Here is a 24,510-nt window from a genome sequence, read left to right as displayed (position 1 = left end):
TCAGTCGAGCGGCTTGCGCGCCACCGCGAAGTAGCCAAGCGACATCAGCCCGCCGCCGAACCGGACGCCCCGGCGGGTGCCGCGCAGCCGGTAGCGCACGAGGATGGCCAGCTGCTGGGGCAGGCACAGCAGATGCCGCAGTCCGGGCACCAGGCTGAGCGGCCGACGCATCCGCAGCAGCCTGCCGAGCGCGTTGAGCCCCTGGGAGAAGGCCAGCACGCCGAGATGGCTGCCGAGCAGCAGCGGGCCACCCTGGGAGTCGACCCGCTCGACGTCGAACCCGGCGTTGCGCAGCACCGCGGTCAGGCCGAAGCGGGTGAAGCGGGCGAAGTCGTATGGCGCCTCGTGCGTCGGGTAGAAGAACGGCACGGTGACCACCAGGTACCCGCCGGGGCGCAGCACCCGGAACGACTCCCTGGCCGCCGCCCCCGCGTCCTCGACGTGCTCCCAGACCTGGGTGGAGAGCACCGTGTCGAAGCTGGCGTCCTGGAAGGGCAGCCGGTTGGCGAAGGCCAGCGCCGACAGCCCCTCGATCGGTGCGGCGTCGACCGCGACGACCTGGTCGACCCGCGGCTCGTACCACTCGCGGTAGGGCTGGTTGCCCGCGCCGGCGTCGAGCAGCCTGCCGGTGAACACGTCCGCGACATCGGCCAGCCACTCGCCGATCGCCGCCCCCGGCAACAGCGACAACGTGCTGGTCGGGTCCGAGTACGGCACGCCGCCCCGGATGCGGGCCTTGCCCTGCCGATGCCGGACCCGGCCGTTGGCGGCCTGCTCCGGAGCGGCTACGGGCGCGGACCGCGCGTCGGTGGTCACCTCGGTGGTCTCGGTCACCCGAGCGATCCTAGCCAGTGCCTAACCTCGGCCCCGAACGTCCGCACCCCGAACGTCCGCCCAGGCCGCGGCCAGCCCGGTCCGCAACGTGGTGCGCGGCTTCCAGCCGAGCACGTCACCGGCCAGGCGCACCTCCAGCCAGGAGTGCGGGATGTCGAAGCCGCGCGCGGGCTCGCGGCGGACGCCGGAGAACGGCGAGCCGGTGACCTCGCAGACCAGCTCGACGAGGTCACCGAGGGCGGTGGGCACCCCGGAGCCGACGTTGAGCACCGGCGGCAGCGGCGCGCAGTGCTCGTGGATCGCGGTCAACGCCTCGGCGATGTCGTCGACGTAGACGAAGTCCCGGGTGGTCGCCGGGTCGCCGAACAGCGTGATCGACTCGCCCCTGGCCAGCGCGCGCATCCAGTAGGCGATGACGCCCTGCCCGCTGAGCGCGGGTTGGCCGGGGCCGTAGGCGTTGGCCACCCGCACCACGAGCGTCCGGTCGCCGGCCAGCGGGGTGGCGCGCAGAAACTCCTCCAGCGCCAGCTTCGCCTGACCGTAGACGCTGTGCGGGCGGGCGGGGGAATCCTCGCGATAGGGCGGCTCGCCCGCCGGGTCGTACACGGTGCCGCCGGAACTGATCAGTACTATTCGCGGTGGATTGGCGAGCTGTTCCACCGTGCGCAACATCGACGCGAGCGTGTCGCGGTCTTCCTGAATCCGCCACGGCTCCGCGTCCGCGACCGCCGGGTTGATGCTCGTCGCCAACCAGAACACTGTCCGGGCCGTCAGCAGTTGGTTGTCGGGCACCCCGGAACCGGTCAGAAAGGGAACTCTCCGAGTGTATTCCGCGACGCGAACCCCACCCGCGCGCAGCGTGCGAACCAGCGCCGAGCCGAGGAACCCGGAGGCCCCCACGACCGCGGCGGACCCCGCGGGTGTGGCGTCCGCGTCGTCGACCAACGTGCTGTCCTGGTCCATGTTGACGTTCCTCCATGGCAGTGACCGGTGACCCGGCGACCGCGTCTGCTCGTCGTCGCCTCTACGTTTCCCGCGTCCGCAGAGGATGGCACACCGGCCTTCGTTCGTGACCTGGCAGCCTATGCCGCGCTGGAGTTCGACACCGAGGTACTCGTTCCCCAGGTGAGGGGCGCCAAACGGGTGGAATCGGTCAACGGCATGACCGTGCGCCGGTTCCGGTATTTCCCCCGTCGGTGGGAGGACCTCGCCGACGGCGCGATCATCGAGAACCTGCGTTCCAAGCGGTCCCGCTGGCTGCAGGTGCTGCCGTTCTTCCTCGCCGAGATCGTGGCGCTGCGCCGCGCGGTGCGTCGGCATCGCCCGGATGTGGTGCACGTGCACTGGATGATCCCGCAGGGGGTGTCCGCGCTGGTCGCCGCGCGCACGGTGCCGTGGGTGGTGACCACGCTCGGCGGCGACGTGTACGCGCTCAAGGACCCGGTCAGCCGCCGGCTCAAGGGAGCCGTGCTGCGCCGCGCGCGAGCGGTCACCACGATGAACGACGACATGCGCCAGCGCCTGGTCGACCTCGGCGCCACCGCCGAGACCACCGAGGTGCTGCCGATGGGCGCCGACGTGGAGACGATCACCGCCGCGGGCGCGGGCATCGAGCGCGAGGCCGGCCGGATCCTGTTCGTCGGCCGGTTGGTGGAGAAGAAGGGCGCCGCCGACCTGCTGGCGGCGATCCGCTCGCTGGACGACCTGCCCGGCTGGCAGCTGGACGTGATCGGCGACGGGCCGCTGCGCGCGGAGTTGGAGCGCCAGGCCGCCGGGCTGCCGGTCACCTTCCACGGCACCGCGGGGCGCGGCCAGCTCGCGGCCGCCTACGCCAGGGCGCAGATCGCGGTGTTCCCGTCGAAGGCGGCGGCCTCCGGCGACCAGGACGGGCTGCCGGTCGCGCTGCTGGAGGCATTGGCCGCCGGCTGTGTCGTGGTGGCCTCGCGGATCCCGGGGATCGACGCCGCCGTGGTGGATCAGACCAGCGGGGTGCTCGTGCCCCCCGGCGACGCCGCGGCGCTGGCGGCCGCGTTACGCGCGCTGCTGCCCGACGCCGCGCTGCGGGAACGGCTCTCGGCGGCGGGCAGGGTGCGCGCCGAGGAGTTCTCGGTCAGCTCGCTCGGCGCGCGCTACTGCGCCCTGCTGCGCCGGGTCGCCGGTTAGCAGGCGGTACCGCCGGCCGCGATGCCCTGAATGAGGCATTGGCGACGCTCAACGTCCCGAATGGGGCATTCAGGGCACTCGGTCGACAACGGGACCAAGGGGTCAGAGATCGACCTTTGTCGGTGCGAGGCGGGTCGGGCCGCCCGCCGGCGCGGGGCCGGTCTTCGAGCCGAGCCACAGGTAGGTCGGGATGATCGGCGAGAGCGCCTTCCACAGCGCCGGCGGCGCGCTGGCCAGCCGCGCGGGCACCATGTCGTCGGCGGCGAAGCGCTCCGGCTCGCCGAGCACCGTGTAGGTGTAGTCCCAGATGTGCAGGTCGTGGCAGAGCTTCTTGAGTCCGGGGCGGGTGCGGAACCGCTCGTAGTACCGCTCGCCCTTGCCGGCGAGCTTCATGTAGCGGTCGGCCACGCCGTAGGGCAGCCAGGACAGCAGCGGCAGCCCGTAGTGCGGCTCGATGACCTGCATCCGGTTGCCGAGCCCGAGGTAGGCCACGCCGGTTGGCGACAGGACGCGGCGGATCTCATCCATCACCGCGTCCGGGTCGACCACGTGCTCGTAGATCTGGTTGAACACGACCACGTCGACCGAGTCGTCCGGGAACGGCAGCCCGCTGCCGTCGGTGCACAGGAAGGCCACGCCGCTGCCGAACCGCTTGCTGGCGGCGACCAGCCCCGGCTCGTCGATGTCCACGCCGACCACCTGACCGCCGGCCTTGGCCAGCTCGTCGGTGATGAACCCGGTGGAGCAGCCGAGGTCGAGGACGACCAGGTCCTTGAGGTCGGTGCGCCCGAGGTAGTGCTCGAGCACCCGGATGATCTTCTGGGCCTTCTTGCGCCGCCCGGACTCCGCATGCATCTCCGGCTGAAGGTCGGAGTAGGCAAGCTGCATTTCGCGCTCGGCCACGTCGGCTGGTCCTCTCTGCTCAGAGCTGGCGGAAAGCCACGGCCAGGATGGTACTGGCGTCCCGTCACCCGCCGCGCACCCCGTGTCAAGGGGATTGACCGTGTCGACGACGGACACCCACCGGCGCGTCGCTACGCTCGCGTCGATGACAGGTCGGTGGGAGCATCCGCGAGGACCGAAGAACGGTGGGCATGTCGACGGTGAGTGAGCAGACCCCGGAGGTGGCGGTCACCGCGACGCCGGCACCGGTGTCGCGCAAACGGGTCTGGTTCCGGCGGGTCATGCTGGTCCTGCTCCTCACGTTCGCCGTCACGGCGATCGTGGCCAACCGCGACGGCCTGCTCGAAGCGCTGCGGGAGACCGAGCCGTGGGCCATCCCGGTCGCCTTCGTGCCCGGCCTGATCGCGCTGCTGACCTCGCTGGGCGCGTGGCGCTCGCTGCTGGCCGACGTCGGCTCGCGGCTGCCGTGGCGGGCGGCGGCGCGGATCTTCTTCCTCAGCCAGCTCGGCAAGTACGTGCCGGGCAGCGTGTGGTCGATCCTCACCCAGATGGAGCTGTCCCAGCAGCACAACGTGCCGAAGCGGTCCATCCTCATGGTCGGCATCGTGTCCATCGCGGTCGCGGTGACCAGCGGGTTGACCCTGGCCGTGGTGATGCTGCCCTTCGCCGTGCCGGACGCGATCGCCAGGTACTGGTGGGTGCTGCTCGTGCTGCCGGTGCTGCTGTCGGTGCTGCATCCGGCCGTGCTCACCCGGTGTCTCGGCATCGCGATGAAAGTGCTGCGCCGCGAGCCGCTGCCCAAGCCGCCGTCCTGGCGTGGCCTTGGCACCACCGCCGGTTTCCAGTTCGGCACCTGGATGCTGCTCGGCCTGCACGCGTGGATCCTGCTGATCGGCCTCGGCGCGTCACCGCTGGCCGCGCTGCCGGTGGCGATCGGCGGCTACGCGCTGGCCTACTCGATCGGCCAGCTGGCCATCGGCCTGCCGGCCGGGGCCGGGGTGCGCGAGGCCGGACTGACGCTGGTGATGTCGACCGTGGTGCCCGCGCCGGCGGCGCTGCTGCTCGCGCTGTTGTCCCGAGCGTTACTAACGCTGGTTGATTTGACGATGGCGGGAACGCAGTACGTGATCGGCCGCCGAGTGGCCAAGAAGGCCGCTGACCAGGGGGTACCCGCCACCGAATCCTGATCGGCCACGAGCGTCCACTACGGAGTGTGAGACGCGGATACCCCTGTGCGTATACCTCGATAACGACGCCATAACGTCTGCGCTACTCTGTCGCTCCTGCCTGTGGAGAGGTTCACATGAGCAGAGTGCTGGAGGACGAGGCTCGCCACCTGCCCGGCGCCGTCTCGACCCATGAGCCCGACGGGCCCGCCGAGGGCGACAGACCCACGGCGCGGCTACTTTCGTTGTGCCTGTTGGGCGCCGTCGGCGCGTTCACCGTGGTCGGGATCGGGTGGCCGCTGGTCGGCCGGGGCGTGTTCGCGCCGACCGACCTGCTCGCGAACTGGTCGCCGTACGCGGAGACCGTGCTGGCCGGGGTGGTGCCGGACAACCGGTTCCTCCAGGACGTCGCCGACGGAGTGATCCCGCAGACCGTTCTGCTCGTCGACCTGGTTGTGAACGGCTCCGGCGGCGCGTGGAACCCGTATGTGCTCGGCGGTGTGCCGCTGGGCGCGGTGCCGAACAACGCGGTCTTCAACCCGTTGACCCTGCCCTACTGGGTGCTGCCGGCCTGGCTCGCGCCGGCGTGGGTCAAGGTCGCGGAGATCGCGGTCTCGGTCGGCGGCACGTTCCTGTTCGCCCGGCGGCTCGGTCTGGGCCGGCCGGCCGCGCTCGTCGGCGGGCTGGCGTTCACCACGAGCGCGTTCCTGCTGGCCTGGACCGGTTGGCCGCAGACCCGGACGGCCGCGTTCGTGCCGGTGCTGTTCTGGGCGGTCGAACGGCTGGTGACCCGGCGGCGGCCGGTCGACGGCGTGCTGGTCGCCCTGGCGACAGGGGCGATGCTGCTCGGCGGGTTCCCCGCGGTCACCGGGTACGCGCTGCTCGCGGCGGGGGTCTACTTCGTGGTGCGGCTCGGCGTGCTGCACCGGGGGCGGCGGCTGGCCGGGGTGGCCGCCGGTGGGGTCGCCGCGGTCGCTGGCGGGGTCGGGCTGGCGGCCTTCCAGCTGCTGCCCTTCGCCCACTTCATGTCGCAGGCCTACGTCTGGGGTCGCGAACAGACCCCGGCCGACCATCTGCCGTTCCGGGCGCTGATCACCGCGATCGCGCCGGACGCGCTCGGCTCGGCCTTCGCGGGCACCAACATCGTCGAGGCGTTGTCCTACGTCGGCGCGGCGACCGTGCTGCTGGCGGTGGCCGGGGTCGCCGCCGGGCGGGCGCTGCTGCCGGGCGGGGTGTGGCTGTTCCTGGTCGCCGCGACCGGGGTGGCGGTGGTCCTGACGTACGCCGGTGGTCTACCGCTGGCCATCGCCCAGCGGCTGCCGGTGCTGTTCGCGGACAACTTCGTCGGCCGGCTGCGGTCGGTGCTGGGGTTGCTGGTGGCGGTGTTGGCGGCCGTCGGCTTCGAGGCGGTGCTGCGCCGGCACCGGGCGGTCAACCGGGTGTGGGGCCCGGCGGTGTGGGTCACGGCCGGGCTGGGTGGCCTCGTGGTGGTGCTCGCCGCGTGGCCGGCGGTCACCGCGGTCGACGTGCTCGTCGGCCTGGCGTTCCTGGCCGTGGCCGGCGGCCTGCTCGCGCTGGCCTGGTGGGGTCGCCGGCCGGTCGCGCTGGCCGGGATCCCGCTGCTGGTCGCGGCCCAGGCACTGCTGTTCGCCGGACCGTACTGGGCGCACGCGGACCGGGACACCTTCTACCCGAGGACCCCGGTGCACGAGTTCCTCGCCGCGCGTCTCGGCCACGACCGGTACGCCTCCCCCGTCGACACCCTGCTGCCGGGGGAGAGCTCGCTGCACCGGCTGCGCGGCCTGACCGGGCACGGGTTCGCCGACCGGCGGATGGGCGAGCTGGTCGAGGCGTTGCCCGGCCGGCAGTTCCGGGATCCGCCGACGCTGCCCTCGCTCGTCCCGCGCGCGCCGATCGTCACCAGCCCGATCCTGGACCGGCTCGCGGTCCGCTACTTCGTCGCCTCGACGGCGTCCCCCGTCATCGACGCGCCGGCGACGCCGGTGGTGCTGGCCGAACCGGCGGTCGTCTACGAGCGGGAACACGCGTTGGCGCGCATCCGGTGGGCCGGCACGGCGGTGGTCGAGCCGGCGACCGACCGCCGGTTGGCGCTGCTCGCGCGCGGTTACCTCGGTCCCGACCAGGTGCTGCTCGACCGCCCGGCCGGCGCGTCGAGCGGGGCCGCCGCCGTGGTCGAGGTCGTCGAGGACGGAACCGAGGCCATCGAGGTGACCGTGGCCGCCGAGGGCGCCGGCTACCTGGTCGTCGCCGACGCGCTGCGCACCGGCTGGCAGGCCAGCGTCGACGGCGCGCCCGCCGAACTGCTCGCGGCCGACCACGCGCTGGTCGCCGTCCCCGTCGACACCGGAAGGCACACCGTCCGACTCACCTACACCACGCCCTACCACAGCACCGGCACGTGGCTGTCCGCCGCGACCGGGGCGTCCCTGTTCGTGCTGCTCATCGTCGAGCGGTTGGCGCGCAGGAGGCAGTACGCATCGACCCATACCGATGTCGAACCCGAAACCAGGGACTAGAGGCTGCCATGCGGATTGCCGTCATCGGCCCCACACACCCGTTCAAGGGTGGAATCTCCCAGTACACCACCGAACTCGCCCACCAACTGAGCTCAGCGGGACACGACGTGCGGCTGGAGTCCTGGTCGCACCAGTACCCGGCCCGGCTGTACCCGGGGCGGCTGACCGTCGACAAGCCGGAGCTGCCGATCTTCCCCGACACCCACCGGCGGCTGTCCTGGCGCCGGCCCGACTCCTGGTTCGCCTGCGGGCGCCGGGTCCGCGACCACGACCTGGTCGTGCTGGTCGTGGCGAGCCCGGTGCAGATGCCCGCCTACCGCGGCGTGCTCGCCGGCCTGGGCACCGGCCGCCACGCCCGGGTGGTCACCCAGTGCCACAACGTGCTGCCGCACGAGCGCAGCCCGGCCGACCTGCGGCTGATCCGGGGCCTGCTGGCCAAGGTCGACGGCGTGATGACGCACTCCAACGCCCAGGCCGAGCTGGCCACCTCGCTGACCGAGGCGCCGGTGGCCGTCGAACAGCTGGCGCCGCTGGTGGTCGCACCGTCGCGCAACCGCTACCGCGACCCGACGCTCTACCGCAAGCTGCTGTTCTTCGGCCTGATCCGCCCGTACAAGGGGCTCGACGTGCTGCTGCGCGCGCTGGTCGACGGCCCGCCGGACGTGCGGCTCACCGTGGCGGGCGAGTTCTGGGGCGACATGGCCTCGGTCGTGGAGGGCCTGGTCGACGAGCTCGGGCTGGCCGACCGGGTCGACCTGCGGCCCGGCTACGTCGACGCGGACAACGTGCCGGCGTTGTTTCGCGGTGTGGACGCGCTCGTGCTGCCCTACCGGTCGGTCACCGCGTCGGTCAACACGTTCCTGGCCTTCGAGCACGGCGTCCCGGTGATCGCCAGCGATATAGGTACGCTGCCCGACGATGTCCAGGACGGAGTCGACGGCCTGCTCGCGGTGCCCGACGACGTGGATTCGCTGGCGGCGACGCTGCGCGAGTTCTACGCCGGGAACACCGCGCTACGGCTGCGGGCCGCCGTCCGCCGACCAGACGCGGAGCCCCAGTGGAACCGCTACCTCAAAGCGCTGACGTCATTCGCCGAGGACGCCCGGTGACCCGACCCGGACCCGCTCAGTGGGTCCGGGTCGGATTCCTCGTCGCGGTACTCGCGTTCGGGGCGGTCTTCGTGATCGCCCGCTGGGACGAGCTGCTGGCCGCGCTCGGCCGGCTGTCCTGGGGTCTGGTGGTGGCCGCCGCGGTGCCCGCGGCGGCGAGCATCCTGGCCACCGGGCTCGGCTGGCGCGCCATGCTGGCCGATCTCGGCGGGCGGCTGCCGGTGCGCGGCGCGGCCAGGGTGTTCCTGCTCGGGCAGCTCGGCAAGTACCTGCCCGGCTCGGTGTGGTCGTTCCTCGCCCAGGCCGAGCTCGCCCGCGACCACGCGGTGTCCAGAAAGGTGACGGTCACCGGCAGCGTGCTGGGCCTGCTGCTCGCGCTGAGCACCGGCGCGGCCACCGCGGTCATCATGCTGCCGGCCGCCGACGGGGTGCTGCGGCGGTACTGGTGGGTGGTGCTGGTCGTGCTGGCCGGCGTGTTGTTCCTGCACCCCAGGGTGGTCGGCCCGGTGCTGGACCGGGTGCTGCGGCTGCTGCACCGCACGCCGCTGGACCGGTGGCCGAGCTATCGCGGCCTGCTCACCGCGGCCGGCTGGTACACCGTCGGCTGGCTGCTGCTCGGGCTGCACTGCTGGCTGCTGATGATCGGCTTCGGCGCACCGCCCGGCACGTCGTTCCCGCTGGCGGTCGGCGGCCTGACCCTGGCGTTCTGCCTCGGTCTGCTGTTCGTCCCCGCGCCGGCCGGTGCCGGGATTCGCGAGGTCACGCTGGTGCTGGCGTTCGGGTCGGTACTCGGGCACGGCGAGTCGCTCGCCGTGGCCCTGATCTCCCGGATAATGCTCACCATGCTGGACTTCGCCCTGGCCGCCGCCACCGTTCCGGTGTGCCGGGCCGACCGGTCCACGCTGCGTACCCGGGCCGCCGCGGACGAAGGGACCTGACCATGACCCAGGCCGCTCCACCGGGCGGGATCGCGCTCGCCGTCGCCAGGCGCGTCGCCGAGCGGGTCCTGTGGACCAGAGTGGCGCTGCGGCGGCGGATCGAGGCGGGTTCGGGCGAGCCACGTCCGGTGCCCCCGCCGATGCCGGACACCGATCTGCTGCGCGACTCCGCGTCCTGGCAGGCGGCGGTCGCCGAGTGCAAACGGCTCAAGCTGCCGCTGCACCGGGACATCCCGAAGAACTGGGACGCGCTCGGCGCGATCGGTACGGTGCTGCGCACGGTCGGCCGGGAGGCCGCGGTGCTGGACGCGGGCGCGGCCAGGTACTCCTCGATCCTGCCCTGGTTACGGCTCTACGGGCTGACCGACCTGGTCGGCATCAACCTGGAGTTCGGCTCCCAGGTGCGGCGCTCCGGGGTGGTGTTCCGTTACGGCGACATCACCAACACCGACTTCCCCGACGGCCGGTTCGACGCGGTGACCTGCATGAGCGTCATCGAGCACGGGGTCGAGCTGGAACCGTTCGCGGCCGAGTGCGCGCGGATCATCCGGCCGGGCGGGCTGCTGATCGTGGCCACCGACTACGACATGGACCCGCCGGACACCACCGGGGTCACCGCCTACGGCCAGCCGGTGCACATCTTCTCCCCCGACGACATCCGGGACTTCGTCTGGCTCGCGACCAAGCACGGGCTGCGGCTGCGGGGCGAGCTGAACCTGGAGCACATCGAGCGGCCGGTGTACTGGAATCGGACCCGGCTCGACTACACCTTCATCCGGCTGGCCTTCGACCGGGTCTGATCGGGCAGACTCGAGTACATGACCGATGAGCAGGATCCCTACCGCTGGCTGGAGGAGGTCACCGGCGACACCGCCCTGGACTGGGTCCGGGAGCGCAACGCCGAGACCATCGCCGAGCTGACCGGCGCACCGCGCTTCGCCGCCCTGCGCGACGAGGTCCGCGAGGTGCTCGACGCCGACGACCGCATCCCGTACCCGCGTCGCCGGGGGGAGTACCTGTACAACTTCTGGCAGGACGCCGCCCACCCGCGCGGCCAGTGGCGGCGCACGAGCTTCGAGTCCTACCGCGGCGCCGAGCCGGAGTGGGAGATCGTGCTCGACGTGGACGCGCTCGCGAGCGCCGAGGACGAGAGCTGGGTGTGGCAGGGGGCGGCGGTGCTGCGGCCGGGATACCGGCGGGCGCTGGTCGAGCTGTCCCGCGGCGGGGCGGACGCGGCCGTGGTGCGGGAGTTCGACCTCACCTCGTTGTCCTTTGTGGACGACGGGTTCTCGTTACCGGAGGCCAAGAGCCGGGTCAGCTGGATCGACGAGGACCGGATCTTCGTCGGCACCGACTTCGGCGACGGCTCGCTGACCGCGTCCGGCTATCCGCGGATCGCCAGGGAATGGCACCGGGGCACCCCGCTGGCCGAGGCGACGACGGTGTTCGAGGGCAAGCCGGACGACGTCTCGGCCGGCGCGTACCACGATCCGACGGCCGGCTTCGAACGCGACTTCGTCTACCGCAACCTCGACTTCTACCGCAGCGAGCAGTTCCTGCGCACGGCGTCGGGGCTGGTGCGCATCGAGGTGCCGGACGACGCGGAGATCGCGGCCCACCGGGAGTGGCTGCTGATCGACACCCGGTCGCCGTGGACGGTCGGCGAGCGGACCTATCCGGCGGGCGCGCTGCTGGCCGCGCGGTTCGACGACTTCCTCGCCGGCGGGCGGGACCTGGAGGTGTTGTTCGCGCCGGACGAGCACACCTCGCTCGCCTACCACGCGTGGACCCGCAATCACCTGATCGTGGCGACGTTGTACGACGTGAAGAGCCGGTTCGAGGTGCTCACCCCCGGGCCGGCCGGGTGGACGCGGGCGCCGCTGGCCGGGGTGCCCGAGGTCGGCTCGGCCGACGTGCTGGACACCAACCCCGACGAGGACGACGAGTACCTGCTCAACGCCAGCGGCTTCACCCAGCCGGCGACGCTGTACCGCGGTGAGATCGGCGGCGAGCTCGAGGTGCTCAAGCGCGCGCCGGCGTTCTTCCCGGCGACCGGCATCGAGGTGCGTCAACAGTTCGCGGTGTCCGACGACGGCACCCGCGTGCCGTACTTCGTAGTCGGCCGCCCTGGCGCGACCGGGCCGACGCTGCTCTACGGCTACGGCGGCTTCGAGGTGTCCCTCACGCCGAGCTACAGCGGCACGATCGGGCGCGGCTGGCTGGCGCGCGGCGGCACCTACGTGGTGGCCAACATCCGGGGCGGCGGCGAGTACGGGCCGAACTGGCACCAGTCGGTGATGCGGTCGCAGCGGCTGCGGGTGTACGAGGACTTCGCCGCCGTGGCCAGGGATCTGGTGACCACCGGGGTGACCACGCCGGCGCGGCTGGCGATCCAGGGCGGATCCAACGGCGGGCTGCTGATGGGCGTGATGCTGACCAGGTACCCCGAGCTGTTCGGCGCGATCGTGTGTCAGGTGCCGTTGCTGGACATGCGGCGGTACCACCTGCTGCTGGCCGGGGCGTCCTGGATGGCCGAGTACGGCGACCCGGACGAGCCGGCGGACTGGGAGTTCCTCCGGGAGTACTCGCCGTACCAGAACGTCGCGCCCGACCGGCCCTACCCGCCGACGTTCGTGCTGACCTCCACCCGGGACGACCGGGTGCATCCCGGGCACGCGCGCAAGCTGGTGGCGCGGATGCGCGAGCTGGGCTACGACGTGCGGTACTACGAGAACATCGAGGGCGGCCACGGCGGGGCGGCGGACAACGAGCAGGCCGCGTTCAAGTGGGGCCTGGTGTTCGAGTTCCTGCAGGAGACGGTCAGCGATCCCGCCTCGTCGTGATCCACGCCATAGCCGGGCCCTGTCAGGAATCCAGGACCTGTCTCGTTCAGAGCGCGAACGAACAGACAGGAGCAGGAACATGGGGCACCGCATTATCGTCCTCGGAGCCGGATACGCCGGCGCATCGGCCGCCGGCTACCTCGCCCGCAACCTCCACCCCGACGACGTCGAGATCACCGTCGTCAACGCCGAACCGGACTTCGTCGAGCGGATGCGCCTGCACCAGCTCGCCGCGGGCCGCGAGCTTCGCCGCCACGAGCTGGCGACGATGTTCGCGGGCACCGGCATCCGGCTACGCGTGGCACACGTCATCGCGGTCGACGCCGACCACCGCACGGTCACCGTGACCGACGGCGAGGGCACCGACCTCCTCGAGTACGACACGCTGCTGTACTCGCTGGGCAGCACCACCGCCGACCACAGCGTGCCCGGCGTCGACGAGCACGCCTTCCACATCGCCGGCCGGTCGGCCGCCCAGCGCCTGCGCGGGCGGCTGGACGAGCTCGGTGAGCACGGGTCGGTGCTGGTCGTCGGCGGGAACCTGACCGCGATCGAGGCCGCGACCGAGATCGCCGAGTGCTGGCCGGGGCTGCGGGTCACCCTGGCCACCACCGGCGAGGTCGGCGGCTGGCTCGGGCAGAAGGCCCGCCGGCACCTGCTGCGCGCCTTCGACCGGTTCGGCATCACGGTCCACGAGCACACCACCATCGACCGCGTCGAGGCGACCGGGGCCGTCGCGCAGGACGGCACCCGCTTCGTCGCCGACGCGACCCTGTGGGCGGCCGGATTCGTCGTGCACCCGATCGCGGCCGCCGGCGGTCTGCGGGTCGAGGACGACGGCCGGATCACCGTCGACGAGCGGATGCGGTCGGTCTCCCACCCGGAGGTCTACGCCGCGGGCGACAGCGTCCACGCCATCGGCGAGAACGGCCAGCCGCTGCCGATGTCCTGCGCGTCGGCGGGGTTCACCAGGATGCGGGCGACGGCCGCGATCATCGGGGAGCTGACCGGGCGCAAGGTCGCCAAGTCCCCGCTGGCCTACCTCGGCAACTGCATCAGCCTGGGCAGCAGGGACGCGATCTTCCAGGCGGTCGACGGCGACGCGCGGTCCAGGGCCTGGTCGCTGCGCGGCCGGACGGCGGCGCGGGTCAAGGCGTTCGTGCTCAGCGGCGCCGCGTGGAACATGCGCCACCCGACCTACGGACTGCCGGCCAGCAGGCGCCGGTTGGCCGTCACGGCTGACCGCCCCGTCGAGCCGGTCGGCGCCTAGAGTCGCCTGCATGGACACGGCCACCGTGGAGCACTTCGAGGCCAACCGGAACCGGTTGGCCTCGTTGGCGTACCGGCTGCTCGGCTCGGCCGCCGACGCCGAGGACGCGGTGCAGGACACGTTCCTGCGTTGGCAGGCCGCCGACCGGGCGCGCATCCAGACCCCCGACGCCTGGCTGACCAAGGTCGTCACCAACCTGTCCCTTGACCGGCTCCGGTCGGCGGCCAGGCGGCGCGAACGCGCGGCCGGCGACTGGCTGCCCGAGCCGTTGCTCGACGGCGACCCGATGCTCGGCCCGGCCGACGCCGTCGAGCAGCGCGAGTCGGTGACGTTGGCGGTGCTGTTGCTGATGGAGCGGCTCCCGCCGATCGAGCGGGCGGTCTACGTGCTGCGGGAGGCGTTCTCCTACCCCCACGCCGAGATCGCCGAGCTCCTCGACATCACCGAGGCCGCGAGCCAACAGCACGCCCACCGGGCCCGGCGGCACGTCACCGCCGAGCGCACCGTCAACGGCACCGAGGTCACCGACGCCGCCGCGCGCGACATCGTCCAGGCGTTCGTGGACGCCGCCGCCTCCGGCCGCACGGAACGGCTGGTGGCGTTGCTGACCGACGACGCGACCGCGATCACCGACGGCGCCGGGTTGGCCAGGAAGCTGCTGCGGTACACCCTGCCCGAGCAGGTCGCCACGGTGGTGCGCGCCGGCTTCAAGCCGAACGAGGCGAAGCGCAGGCTGGCGGGCGGCTCACCCATGCTGCACGCCGCCGTGGTCAACGGCTCCCCCGCGGCGATCGCCACGGTCGACGACCAGGTCGTCGGCCTGGTGGTGCTCGAGGTCCGCGGCGACCGGATCGCGGCCGTGTGCGGCATGGCCGACCGGCGCAGGCTCGGCCGCTTCACCGAAACCTGGCGTCGGCGCGAGCACGAGGCCCCGCTACGCGCACTGTGGTGACCGGATCACCCGACCAGGCGACCGTCGGCGAGCGCCAGCTGGGTGCCCTGGAAGCGCCGACGTAACGCCCGGTCGTGGGAGACGACCACCAGCGCGCCGGGGAACTCGTCGATGGCCTGTTCCAGCTCCTCCACGAGCGCGAGCGACAGGTGGTTGGACGGCTCGTCGAGCAGCAGCAGGTCCACCGGCGCGGTCACCAGCCGGGCAAGGCCGAGCCGGCGGCGCTGCCCAGCGGACAGCGCGCCGACCGGTACGCGCAGGTCAGCCGCCCGGAACAGGCCGAGTGACAGCAGTTGGGTCGCGTGGTCGACCGGCAGGCCGGCGCGCCCGTCGGCGAAGGCCGCCAGCAGGGAACGGCGCGGGTGGTCGGTCGGGATCTCCTGGGCGAGATAGCCGATGCGCCCCCGGTGGGCGACGGTGCCCTCATCGGGGTCGATCGCGCCGGCCAGCACGCGCAGCAGCGTGGTCTTGCCGGCGCCGTTCGGGCCGTGGACCAGCAGCCGTTGCCGGCCGCCGACGGCAAGCTCGCCGACCTCGAGGCGGTCGCCGACGCGGACCCCGGACAGTGCGACGACCTGGTCGGGCGCCTCGCCCGCGGTGATGCGGGCGGCGAAGCGCAGCGGGTCCGGCGGTTGGGGGACGGGGGCGTCGCGCAGTCTGCGCAGGCGCTCCTGGGCGTTGCGTACCCGGCTGGCCACCGAGCTCTGCACCCGGCCGGCGTCGCGGTCGTAGGCCACCTTGTTGCGGTCCTTCATCACCCGGCCGGGGGCCACGCGGTGCGCGGTGGTGGCGGCGAACTCGGTGAGCTCGTCGATCTCCGCGCACCAGCGCTGGTAGGCCAGCTCCCAGCGGCGGCGCGCGGCGGCCTTGGCGGCGAGGTAGCCGGGGTAGCCGTCGCCGTAGCGGGCGACGGTCCGGCGGTCGCCATCCACCTCGACGATGGTCGTGGCGACCCGTTCGAGGAACACCCGATCGTGGGAGACCGTGACGATGGTGCCCTTGTGCGCGCGAAGGTGGTCCTCGAGCCAGGTCAGCGCGGTGGCGTCCAGGTGGTTGGTCGGCTCGTCCAGCAGCATCACCTCGGGGGCCGCGGCCAGCAGGCAGGCCAGGCCGAGGCGGGCCTGCTCGCCGCCGGACAGCGTGCCGAGCAGGCGGGTGCGGTCGATCGCGCCGAGGCCGAGGGCGTGCGTGGCCCGGTCCACTCTGGCGTCGGCCTGGTAGCCGTCGCGCAGTTCGAACGCGGTCAGCAGGTCGCCGTACTCCCGCATGGCCGCCGGAGAGTCCATCGTGGACTCAAGAGACCGCATTCGCCGTTCCATGGCGCGGAGATCGGCCAGCGCGCCGTCGATCACGTCGTCCACAGTGGACGATCCGGGCAGCTCGGGCGTCTGCGAGAGATAACCGATGCTCGACGCGGTGACCACCAGCTCACCGTCGTCCGGCCGCTCCCGCCCGGCGATCAGGCGCAGCAGCGTCGACTTGCCGGCACCGTTCTCGCCGACGATGCCGACACGTTCGCCGGGACGGACGGCGAGCGTCACGTCGTCGAGGAGCAACCGCTCACCGTAGGACTTACGCACCGCGTGCAGGGACAACTGGGTGGACAAACCAACCTCCAAGACAAGCCCAGAAAGAACGAACCGGGGGGTTGTCTCAGAAGTCCATGTCTCCCGCGCTCCCTAATGCGACTGATGTTGCATTAGGATGATGCCATGCCCACGCCGACGACGCAACCGAGTTCCCGCCCCGGCGGCCGCACCGCCCGCACCCGCGCGGCGGTCCGGGACGCGACGCTGGCCGAACTCGCCGCGCACGGCTACCGCGGCCTGACCGTGGAAGGCGTCGCCGAACGCTCCGGAGTGCACCGGACGACGGTCTACCGCCGCTGGGGCGGGGTCGACGAACTGATCGTGGACGCCCTCGACCTCGCCGGCGACGACAAGTGGCGCCCACCGGACACCGGCTCGTTCGCCGGCGACTGCCGGGCACTGGCCGAGGAGGTGGTGCGCTCGTTCGCCGACCAGGCCGAGGGCGCGGCGGCCACCGCGATCGTCGCGGCGTCGTTCCAGTCCACCCGGGCGGCGCGGGCGCTGCGGGCGTTCTACGCGGACCGGCACGAGCGCGCGGAGATCATCGTGACCAGAGCCGTCGCCCGCGGCGAGGTGGCCGCCGGCACGGACGCGGCGGAGGTGGTCCGCGCGGTGGTCGCGCCGCTGTACCACCGGCTGTTCATCACCAACGAGCCACTGACCGACCACATCGCGACCCGGTCCGCGGCCGCCACCGTGGCCGCCGCGACCGCCGGAGTGTTCACCCGATCGACAGCTGACCAGCAAGAACCATCCCATCAGCAGTAGTATTCGTCACTTCACCCGTTGGGTGAATGATGCTATGCTCGACTGAGTCGACCAGCCTCAGTCAATGCCTCGACGACGAGGTACGCTCCGCATCTATTTTGGGCCTTCAGCCCAAAGGTGATGGGGTGAAGGCGAGTTGCGAGTCGAGTACGGTGACGAGGAACTGCGTCGGCTGACCGAGGACGCCGATTTTGCACCGAGGAGATGGGGACGCGATGTCGTCAAGGCGTACCGGAAGACGATCCAACTCATCCTCGCCGCGCAGGACGAGCGTGACTTGTACGCACTTCGCGGGCTTCGTTTGGAGAAACTACGGGGCGACCGCGCGGGCCAACACTCGATGCGCCTGAACGACCAGTTTCGGTTGATCGCGACCTTCAAGACCGATGGCGACCGCATCGCGGTGATCATCGAACTCGTTGACTACCACTAAGGGAACCGCTCATGGACACCGTACTCGCCGAGGTATTTCCCGTCGGGGAACACCTCGCCGACGAGCTGGAAGCTCGGGGTTGGACTCAGGTTGAGTTCGCCGAGATTCTTGGGCGTCCAACCCAGTTCGTCTCTGAGATCATTAACGGCAAGAAGGAGATCACCCGGGAATCTGCCGCCCAGATCGGCGCGGCGCTCGGGACCAGTACCGAGTTCTGGCTCAACCTGCAGGACTCCTATTTTCTGCGAAAGCAGCAGCAGGACCCGGAAACCCAAGAAATCCTCGACGAGGTCAAAACCCGTGCCAAACTCAACGCGCTGGCCCCAATGGCAGTGCTGCGCAAGCGCGGAGTCATCAACACCACTAACGTCGCCGACCAGGCAAAGCAGCTCATGCACCTGATGGAGATCGACAATCTCGACGCGCCACCCCGATGGCAACTCGCAGCCCGGCGCACCAATGGGAACGAACCCCTGACACCGACCCAAAACGGCTGGTTTGCCTGCGTTCGGAAGGCGGCATCCACGGCACCCACTCAAGCCTATTCTCGACGGAAGCTCGAAATACTCGCGAAGCAGCTGAGTCGTCTCGTTCGTGACCCGAGCGGATTCACAGATTTTCCGGAACGGTTCGACGCTGTCGGCGTTCGGCTCGTGTTCGTAGAAGCATTCCCGTCCAGTAGGATCTCCGGTGCGTCCTACCAGGACGAGACTGGTCCGGCCATCGCGCTGTCGGGACGAGGCCAGCGTCTCGACAAGGTGCTGTTCACCCTGTTGCACGAAATCGCGCACGTTGTTCGTGGCGACGTCACCAGGGACGGAAGACCTCTCATCGATGAGGATGACCACACCCTGGGCGATGAGGACATGGCGGATGAACTCGCGTCCGGATGGGTGTTCGACCAGCCGCTTCCCGAGCCGACTTCGCGGATCGGCGCGCAATGGGTCAACGCCGTCGCCAGAGATCGAGGAGTGCACCCCGTCGTAGTCGTTGGCCGGCTCCAGCGCGAGGGCGCACTGCCGTGGCACAGCGCGCTGGCCAAGAACGCCCCCACCGCGACCTCGTACCTCAGGACATGGAACCCCGAAATTCGACTCGACGACGCCGGGCGGGGCCGGCCACCACGCTGACCCAACCTGAGCGTTGCAGTTTCGCCAGCGCCTCGTCCTTGCTCAGGGCGGCCACCTCGCCCTCATCGACACCGGCACACGAGATCAGTCTTCGGTCTGGCCGAACATCTCGTGATCCCTGCGGGTTGGTCGCGGCCAGGAAGTCACCGCGCGGTACCGACAAGCCAGTCACGCAGTTGCCCGTCATCACCGAACTGATCAGGTGCACCAATCCCCAGTTGTCCCGATAGTTCGGCGCGTCCAGCAGCCGCTCCTGCCATTCCTGGACGTACGCTCGCAGGGCGTCGACCATCTCGTCGACCGCCTCGGCGAACGACGCGCCGTCCGCGGCCACCGGGAGCCCCGGAATGAACACCGACCAGCCACCGGCCTCTGGCACGACCTGGGCGCGCGAGGGGACGATCGATGCGAGCAAGTCGCGCAGCCGCTTGACATCAACCACAGCCGATATCGCGGAGTCACGTCGAACGGTGGCCACTCGCCCCTTCTCGGCAGCGTCCAGCAGGTCCGTCAGATGTGAGCGCGCTTCGGCGTAGCTGTCGTAGTGAACAGCGGACATGGGCAGCCACTCAAAGTACGTCAAGTCCGTGACCTACGGAGTGGGGCCGGCCGGACGGCCGACCCCACCCTGAGTCAGCTGCAGCCCGAGGTGGAGCCGCAGCCCTCACACAGGTAGCAGGAACCGGCCGGGCGCATCTTCGTGCCGCAGGTCATGCACAGCGGCGCGTCGGCGACCTTGCCGAGGTGCAGTTCCAGCAGCTCGGTCGAGCTGTGCGCCTCGGTGATCTCCGGCTTCCGCTCGGGGGCAGCCGCCGCCTTCGGGGACGCGTCGACCGAGGTACGCAGCCCCTCCAGGTCCACGTCCGAGGGCGTGCCGTAGTCGGAGCTGACCTGCGCGGCCCGCTCGTCCGCGGTGAACACCCCGAGCTGGGCCCGCTTCTCGTAGGGCAGGTAGTCCAGCGCCAGCCGACGGAACAGGTAGTCCAGCACGCTGGTCGAGATCCGGATGTCCGGGTCGTCGGTCATGCCGGCCGGCTCGAAGCGCACGTTCTGGAACTTCGAGACGTAGAACTCCAGCGGAATGCCGTACTGCAGACCGACGGAGATGGACATCGAGAACGCGTCCATCACCCCGGCCAGCGTCGAGCCCTGCTTGCCGAGCTTGACGAAGATCTCGCCCAGCCCGTCGTCCGGGTACGAACCGGCGTGCAGGTAGCCCTCGGCGCCGCCGACGGTGAACGACACCGTCTGCGACGGGCGCTTCTTGGGCAGGCGCTTGCGGACCGGGCGGTACTCGATGACCTTCTCCGGCTCGGCGGCGGCCTTCGCGCCCTTGCCGGCCGACAGCGGCTGGCCGACCTTGCAGTTGTCGCGGTAGATCGCCAGTGCCTTGAGGCCCAGCTTCCAGCCCTCGAAGTAGATCTGCTCGACGTCCTCGACGGTCGCGGCCTCCGGCATGTTCACCGTCTTGGAGATGGCGCCGGAGATGAACGGCTGCACCGCGGCCATCATCCGCACGTGGCCCATCGGCGCGATCGACCGCTCGCCCATCGCGCAGTCGAACACCTCGTAGTGCTCGTGGCGCAGGCCGGGCGCGTCCACCACGTGACCGTGCTCGGCGACGTACTCGACGATCGCCTCGATCTGCTCGTCCTGGTAGCCCAACGACTTGAGCGCGCCCGGCACGGTCTGGTTGACGATCTGCATCGACCCGCCGCCGACGAGCTTCTTGAACTTCACCAGCGCCAGGTCCGGCTCGATCCCGGTGGTGTCGCAGTCCATCATCAGGCCGATGGTGCCGGTCGGCGCGAGCACCGACGCCTGGGCGTTGCGCCACCCGTTCGCCGCGCCGACCGCCAGGCCGCGCTGCCATTCCTGGGTCGCCAGGCGCTGCACGGTCGCGTCATTGCCGTGATAGGTGCGGATCAGGTCGTTGGCCGCGGCGTGCTTGCGCATGACCCGCTGGTGCGCGTCGGCGTTGCGGGCGTAGCCCTCGTACGGGCCGACGACACCGGCCAGCTCGGCCGACCGCCGGTAGGCGGTGCCGGTCATCAGCGAGGTGATGCTCGCGGCCAGCGCCCGGCCACCCTCGGAGTCGTAGGCGTGGCCGGTGGCCATCAGCAGCGCGCCGAGGTTGGCGTAGCCGATGCCCAGCTGACGGAACTTGCGCGTGGTGTCGCCGATCGGCTCGGTCGGGAAGTCGGCGAAGCAGATCGAGATGTCCATCGCCGTGATGACCAGTTCGACCGACCGGGAGAACACCTCGGCGTCGAAGGTGCCGTCCTGGCGCAGGAACTTCATCAGGTTCAGCGACGCCAGGTTGCAGCTCGAGTTGTCCAGGTGCAGGTACTCGCTGCACGGGTTGGACGCGGTGATCCGGCCGGACTCCGGGCAGGTGTGCCAGTCGTTGATCGTGTCGTCGTACTGCACGCCGGGGTCGGCGCAGTCCCACGCCGCCCGCGCCAGCTTGCCGAACAGCGTCTTCGCGTCGACCCGCTCGATCACCTCGCCGGTGGTGCGCGCCCGCAGGCCGAAGTCGTTGCCGGCGTCCACCGCACGCATGAAGTCGTCCGAGACGCGGATCGAGTTGTTGGCGTTCTGGTACTGCACCGAGGTGATGTCCGAGCCGCCGAGATCCATGTCGAAGCCGGCGTCGCGCAGGACGCGGATCTTGTGCTCCTCCTTGGCCTTGGTCTCGATGAACTCCTCGACGTCGGGGTGGTCCACGTCGAGCACGACCATCTTGGCCGCCCGCCGGGTGGCGCCGCCGGACTTGATGGTGCCGGCCGAGGCGTCGGCGCCGCGCATGAACGACACCGGCCCGGAGGCGGTGCCACCGGAGGACAGCAGCTCCTTGGACGAGCGGATCCGGGAGAGGTTGAGCCCCGCGCCGGAGCCGCCCTTGAAGATCAGGCCCTCCTCGCGGTACCAGTTCAGGATCGAGTCCATCGTGTCGTCGACCGCGAGGATGAAACACGCGCTGACCTGCTGCGGGGAGCTGGTGCCGACGTTGAACCAGACCGGCGAGTTGAAGCTGAACACCTGGTGCAGCAGCATCCACACCAGCTCGTGCTCGAAGACCTCGGCGTCGGCCGGCGTGGTGAAGTACCCGTGCTTGACCCCCGCGTCCACATAGGTCCGCACCACGCGGTTGATCAGCTGCTTGAGCGAGTGCTCCCGCACCGGGGTGCCCACCGCGCCCCGGAAGTACTTGCTGGTGACGATGTTGGTCGCGTTGACCGACCAGAACTCGGGGAACTCGACGCCACGCTGCTCGAAGTTCACCGACCCGTCGCGCCAGTTGGTCATCACCACGTCGCGCTGTTCCCAGGTCACCTCGTCGTACGGGTGCACGCCCTCGGTCGTGTGCACCCGCGCGACGGTGAGCCCACCCTCGGTCAGCCCTCGCTCCGACGTGTCGACGGTCTCCGTCATGCCCTGTCCCTCTCCCTCGTTGCTCGCTCGCCCCACACGTGCCACCGGATGCCCGGTCCGGTGAGGTCTGGATTGCTGCTGCCTGGCACGTCGCCGAATCGCGGCCCGACGGCTGGTTCGGCTCATGTCCCCTCTTGTTCGGATTTCCTCGCCATCGCCTCGCGCAACCCCGTGATCTCCTTCTCGAAGTCCTCGATGGAGGAGAAGGAGCGGTAGACGCTGGCGAAGCGCAGATAGGCCACCTCGTCGAGCTCGCGCAGCGGCCCGAGGATCGCCAGCCCGACCTCGTGGCTGGGGATCTCGGCCGCGCCGGTCGACCGGATCGCGTCCTCGACCCGTTGGGCGAGCTGCTGCAGGTCGTCCTCGTCGACCGGCCTGCCCTGGCAGGCGCGCCGCACGCCGGTGACGACCTTCTCCCGGCTGAACGGCTCGGTCACCCCGGAGCGCTTCACCACGGCGAGCACGGCCTCCTCGACGGTGGTGAACCGACGGCTGCACTTGGCGCACGACCGGCGACGGCGGATGACCTGGCCCTCGTCGACCTCACGCGAGTCGACGACCCTGGAGTCCGAATGACGACAGAACGGACACCGCATGCCAACCAACCCCTCGTGCGCGCCGGCCAGCCCAACAGGTGATCATCTTGTGGATGTACTGGTGGACAACCGGTGGACAGGTCGCCCCAACCTGTGGACTAACTACAGTGATGTAACTACTAGATGTTGGGGTCGACGGTATGCCTAGACGCCACATGATGCAAGTCGACACCGGTGCGACACGCGGACGAGTCGATGTTCGCCCGGCTTGCTCACCGAGGGTGCCGAGCCGGCGACGACCCGAGCACGAAGGCTGGACGCAGGGGTGGGCACCGGTTACCCAGCGCGCAGGCGCCCCGGACGCGAGGCCATCGGGCGGCGCGGATCGTGGCACACGCCACACCGGGCGAGGTGCCCAGGGCGTGGACTCAGCCCTCGGACGGCACGCGCAACGGCTGACCGGGCCGGACGCCGTCGGCCACGCCGCTGTTCAACTCCCGGATCCGGTCGACGACCGCGGCCTGGTCGCTCGAGGGCGCCATCCTGGCCGCCAACTCCGAGAGGGTCTCCCCCGACCGCACCCACACCACCTCGGTGCGCGTCGGCACCTCGGCCGCGCCGGCGCCGGCCAGCGTGCCGAGGCCGACCACGACCAGGCACACCGACGCGCCGACCGCGAGCAGCGACAGCACCGAGATCCGCTGCCGAGGCCGGCAGGCGGCGGACGCGACCACCCGTGGCGCGCCGGCCACCCGGCGGCGGGCGGGCGGGCCGACATAACCATGGACCCGTACCCGACGTGGTGGCGAGACGACCGGGTCGGCCGGGGTCGTGCGCTGAACGGGCACGCGCACCGCACGCTGCCCCACCTGCTCCGTCCTGTGCGCCGTAACGCTCATGGCCGCCTCCCGCACCGCTCGAACACCTGACCGAACCTCGAACAGTAGTTCGATCGAACCTTCGTGCGAATTTGTAGCACAGGGGACCGACAGAAAACGAGTCCACCACGGCGTGTCGTCGAACAGGTGTTTGATCTCGTCGTGGCGGACGGTTAACGTCGATGGTGCAGATGAAAACAGACAGTCACCCCCGGATCGATGACCGATCCGGCACGCAGGGAGGCAGGGCAGTGCCACGCAAACCCGGAGGAATACCCAAGGGCGTCCCCAAGCGGAAGCCGTTGCGGGGCAACCTACGTAATTTCCCGGACGTGAGCCCCGGCGACGACGCCGACCTTCCTGTCCGGCAACGGGAAGTGCTCGAAGTGATCCGCACCTGGGTCGAGCGGTTCGGCTACCCGCCGAGCGTCCGGGAGATCGGTGAGGCGGTCGGTCTGACCTCCACCTCGTCGGTCGCCTACCAACTCCGCGCGCTGGAGCAGAAGGGCTACCTGCGCCGCGACCCGAACCGGCCGCGCGCCATCGGCGTGCTGCCCCCGGACGCGATCCCGGTGCCGGCCGAGGTCGGCGCCACCACGCTGGTCGGCGAGGCCGCCGGTGAGGACACCGCGCCAAGCTCGGACAGCTCGCGCCCCACCTACGTGCCGGTGCTCGGCCGGATCGCCGCCGGTGGGCCGATCCTGGCCGAGGAGGCCGTCGAGGACGTCTTCCCGCTGCCGAAGGAGATCGTCGGCGAGGGATCGCTGTTCCTGCTCCGGGTCACCGGCGACTCGATGGTCGACGCGGCCATCACCGACCAGGACTGGGTCGTGGTGCGCCAACAGCCGACCGCCGACAACGGCGAGATCGTCGCCGCCATGATCGACGGCGAGGCCACGGTGAAGACGTTCAAGCGCAAGGACGACCACGTCTGGCTGATGCCGCACAACGACGCCTACGAGCCCATCCCGGGCGACGACGCCACCATCCTCGGCAAGGTCGTCGCGGTACTGCGGCGCCTCTGAG

21 protein-coding genes are annotated in these 24,510 nt (G+C 70.8%); 13 read left to right on the top strand and 8 right to left on the bottom strand.

Going from position 1 to position 24,510, the window contains the following annotated elements; translation table 11 throughout:
• Both ACYVIP_RS38505 and ACYVIP_RS38500 read right to left on the bottom strand, forming a co-directional pair.
• Window positions 1-834, bottom strand: coding sequence for a class I SAM-dependent methyltransferase (locus tag ACYVIP_RS38505; RefSeq protein ID WP_460405679.1), 834 nt, complete (start codon window positions 832-834; stop codon window positions 1-3).
• A gap of 21 nt (window positions 835-855) precedes the next feature.
• On the bottom strand, window positions 856-1,797 hold the full coding sequence (locus ACYVIP_RS38500; protein ID WP_460405677.1) for an NAD-dependent epimerase/dehydratase family protein: 942 nt from the start codon (window positions 1,795-1,797) through the stop codon (window positions 856-858).
• A gap of 27 nt (window positions 1,798-1,824) precedes the next feature.
• On the opposite strand from ACYVIP_RS38500, the gene ACYVIP_RS38495 reads away from it, so the two are divergent.
• Window positions 1,825-2,997, top strand: a complete 1,173-nt coding sequence (locus ACYVIP_RS38495) for a glycosyltransferase (protein WP_460405675.1) — start codon at window positions 1,825-1,827, stop codon at window positions 2,995-2,997.
• A gap of 102 nt (window positions 2,998-3,099) precedes the next feature.
• Here ACYVIP_RS38495 and ACYVIP_RS38490 read toward each other — a convergent pair whose 3' ends face one another.
• Window positions 3,100-3,900, bottom strand: a complete 801-nt coding sequence (locus ACYVIP_RS38490; RefSeq protein WP_460405673.1) for a class I SAM-dependent methyltransferase — start codon at window positions 3,898-3,900, stop codon at window positions 3,100-3,102.
• 200 nt (window positions 3,901-4,100) lie between these two features.
• On the opposite strand from ACYVIP_RS38490, the gene ACYVIP_RS38485 reads away from it, so the two are divergent.
• The 8 genes from ACYVIP_RS38485 (at window position 4,101) to ACYVIP_RS38450 (ending at window position 14,715) form a co-directional block, all read left to right on the top strand.
• The gene (locus tag ACYVIP_RS38485) at window positions 4,101-5,087 is read left to right on the top strand and encodes a lysylphosphatidylglycerol synthase domain-containing protein (protein ID WP_460405671.1); all 987 of its coding nucleotides are present in this window, start codon (window positions 4,101-4,103) and stop codon (window positions 5,085-5,087) included.
• Window positions 5,088-5,203: 116 nt separating this feature from the next.
• Window positions 5,204-7,603: a YfhO family protein gene (locus ACYVIP_RS38480; RefSeq protein WP_460405669.1), complete on the top strand. Its 2,400-nt coding sequence runs from the start codon at window positions 5,204-5,206 to the stop codon at window positions 7,601-7,603.
• 8 nt (window positions 7,604-7,611) lie between these two features.
• Entirely contained in the window at window positions 7,612-8,712 is a 1,101-nt protein-coding gene (locus ACYVIP_RS38475; protein WP_460405667.1) for a glycosyltransferase family 4 protein, read from the top strand.
• Window positions 8,709-9,650, top strand: coding sequence for a lysylphosphatidylglycerol synthase domain-containing protein (locus ACYVIP_RS38470; RefSeq protein WP_460405665.1), 942 nt, complete (start codon window positions 8,709-8,711; stop codon window positions 9,648-9,650). The genes ACYVIP_RS38475 and ACYVIP_RS38470 overlap by 4 nt, the downstream gene beginning before the upstream one ends.
• Before the next feature lie 2 nt (window positions 9,651-9,652).
• Window positions 9,653-10,450, top strand: a complete 798-nt coding sequence (locus tag ACYVIP_RS38465) for a class I SAM-dependent methyltransferase (protein WP_460405662.1) — start codon at window positions 9,653-9,655, stop codon at window positions 10,448-10,450.
• A gap of 18 nt (window positions 10,451-10,468) precedes the next feature.
• Complete coding sequence (locus tag ACYVIP_RS38460) at window positions 10,469-12,493, top strand: prolyl oligopeptidase family serine peptidase (protein ID WP_460405660.1); 2,025 nt, start codon at window positions 10,469-10,471, stop codon at window positions 12,491-12,493.
• Window positions 12,494-12,572: 79 nt separating this feature from the next.
• Window positions 12,573-13,763 carry an NAD(P)/FAD-dependent oxidoreductase gene (locus ACYVIP_RS38455; protein WP_460405658.1) on the top strand — a complete coding sequence of 397 codons (1,191 nt, stop codon included), beginning with the start codon at window positions 12,573-12,575 and terminating at the stop codon, window positions 13,761-13,763.
• A 10-nt stretch (window positions 13,764-13,773) separates the two neighbouring features.
• Window positions 13,774-14,715 (top strand): sigma-70 family RNA polymerase sigma factor, encoded by a 942-nt coding sequence (locus ACYVIP_RS38450; RefSeq protein ID WP_460405656.1) that lies wholly within the window; start codon window positions 13,774-13,776, stop codon window positions 14,713-14,715.
• 5 nt (window positions 14,716-14,720) lie between these two features.
• On the opposite strand, the gene abc-f is transcribed toward ACYVIP_RS38450, so the two are convergent.
• Complete coding sequence (gene abc-f / locus ACYVIP_RS38445) at window positions 14,721-16,322, bottom strand: ribosomal protection-like ABC-F family protein (protein ID WP_460405654.1); 1,602 nt, start codon at window positions 16,320-16,322, stop codon at window positions 14,721-14,723.
• Between the two features lie 105 nt (window positions 16,323-16,427).
• On the opposite strand from abc-f, the gene ACYVIP_RS38440 reads away from it, so the two are divergent.
• The 3 genes from ACYVIP_RS38440 to ACYVIP_RS38430 all read left to right on the top strand — a co-directional run bounded on the left by ACYVIP_RS38440 (window position 16,428) and on the right by ACYVIP_RS38430 (window position 18,635).
• Complete coding sequence (locus ACYVIP_RS38440; protein WP_460405652.1) at window positions 16,428-17,072, top strand: TetR/AcrR family transcriptional regulator; 645 nt, start codon at window positions 16,428-16,430, stop codon at window positions 17,070-17,072.
• A gap of 136 nt (window positions 17,073-17,208) precedes the next feature.
• On the top strand, window positions 17,209-17,505 hold the full coding sequence (locus ACYVIP_RS38435) for a type II toxin-antitoxin system RelE/ParE family toxin (protein WP_460405650.1): 297 nt from the start codon (window positions 17,209-17,211) through the stop codon (window positions 17,503-17,505).
• Between the two features lie 11 nt (window positions 17,506-17,516).
• Entirely contained in the window at window positions 17,517-18,635 is a 1,119-nt protein-coding gene (locus ACYVIP_RS38430) for a HigA family addiction module antitoxin (protein WP_460405648.1), read from the top strand.
• Here the strand turns inward: ACYVIP_RS38430 and ACYVIP_RS38425 are convergent.
• From ACYVIP_RS38425 to ACYVIP_RS38410, 4 genes are all read right to left on the bottom strand, one after another.
• A complete protein-coding gene (locus ACYVIP_RS38425) occupies window positions 18,574-19,218 on the bottom strand; it encodes a type II toxin-antitoxin system HicB family antitoxin (protein WP_460405646.1) in 645 nt (214 codons plus the stop codon). The two genes, ACYVIP_RS38430 and ACYVIP_RS38425, sit on opposite strands and share 62 nt — an antisense overlap.
• A gap of 50 nt (window positions 19,219-19,268) precedes the next feature.
• Window positions 19,269-22,070 carry a vitamin B12-dependent ribonucleotide reductase gene (locus ACYVIP_RS38420; RefSeq protein ID WP_460405644.1) on the bottom strand — a complete coding sequence of 934 codons (2,802 nt, stop codon included), beginning with the start codon at window positions 22,068-22,070 and terminating at the stop codon, window positions 19,269-19,271.
• A gap of 122 nt (window positions 22,071-22,192) precedes the next feature.
• Entirely contained in the window at window positions 22,193-22,666 is a 474-nt protein-coding gene (gene nrdR, locus ACYVIP_RS38415) for a transcriptional regulator NrdR (RefSeq protein ID WP_460405642.1), read from the bottom strand.
• 368 nt (window positions 22,667-23,034) lie between these two features.
• The gene (locus ACYVIP_RS38410) at window positions 23,035-23,505 is read right to left on the bottom strand and encodes a LysM peptidoglycan-binding domain-containing protein (RefSeq protein WP_460405640.1); all 471 of its coding nucleotides are present in this window, start codon (window positions 23,503-23,505) and stop codon (window positions 23,035-23,037) included.
• Between the two features lie 311 nt (window positions 23,506-23,816).
• Here ACYVIP_RS38410 and lexA point away from each other — a divergent pair, with 311 nt between their 5' ends.
• Window positions 23,817-24,509: a transcriptional repressor LexA gene (gene lexA / locus ACYVIP_RS38405; protein WP_460405638.1), complete on the top strand. Its 693-nt coding sequence runs from the start codon at window positions 23,817-23,819 to the stop codon at window positions 24,507-24,509.
• Window position 24,510 lies beyond the last annotated feature (1 nt).

The organism is Actinophytocola sediminis, from assembly GCF_054779715.1.
Note: the sequence above shows the minus strand (reverse complement) of the source record. Positions and strands in the feature narration are given on the sequence as shown.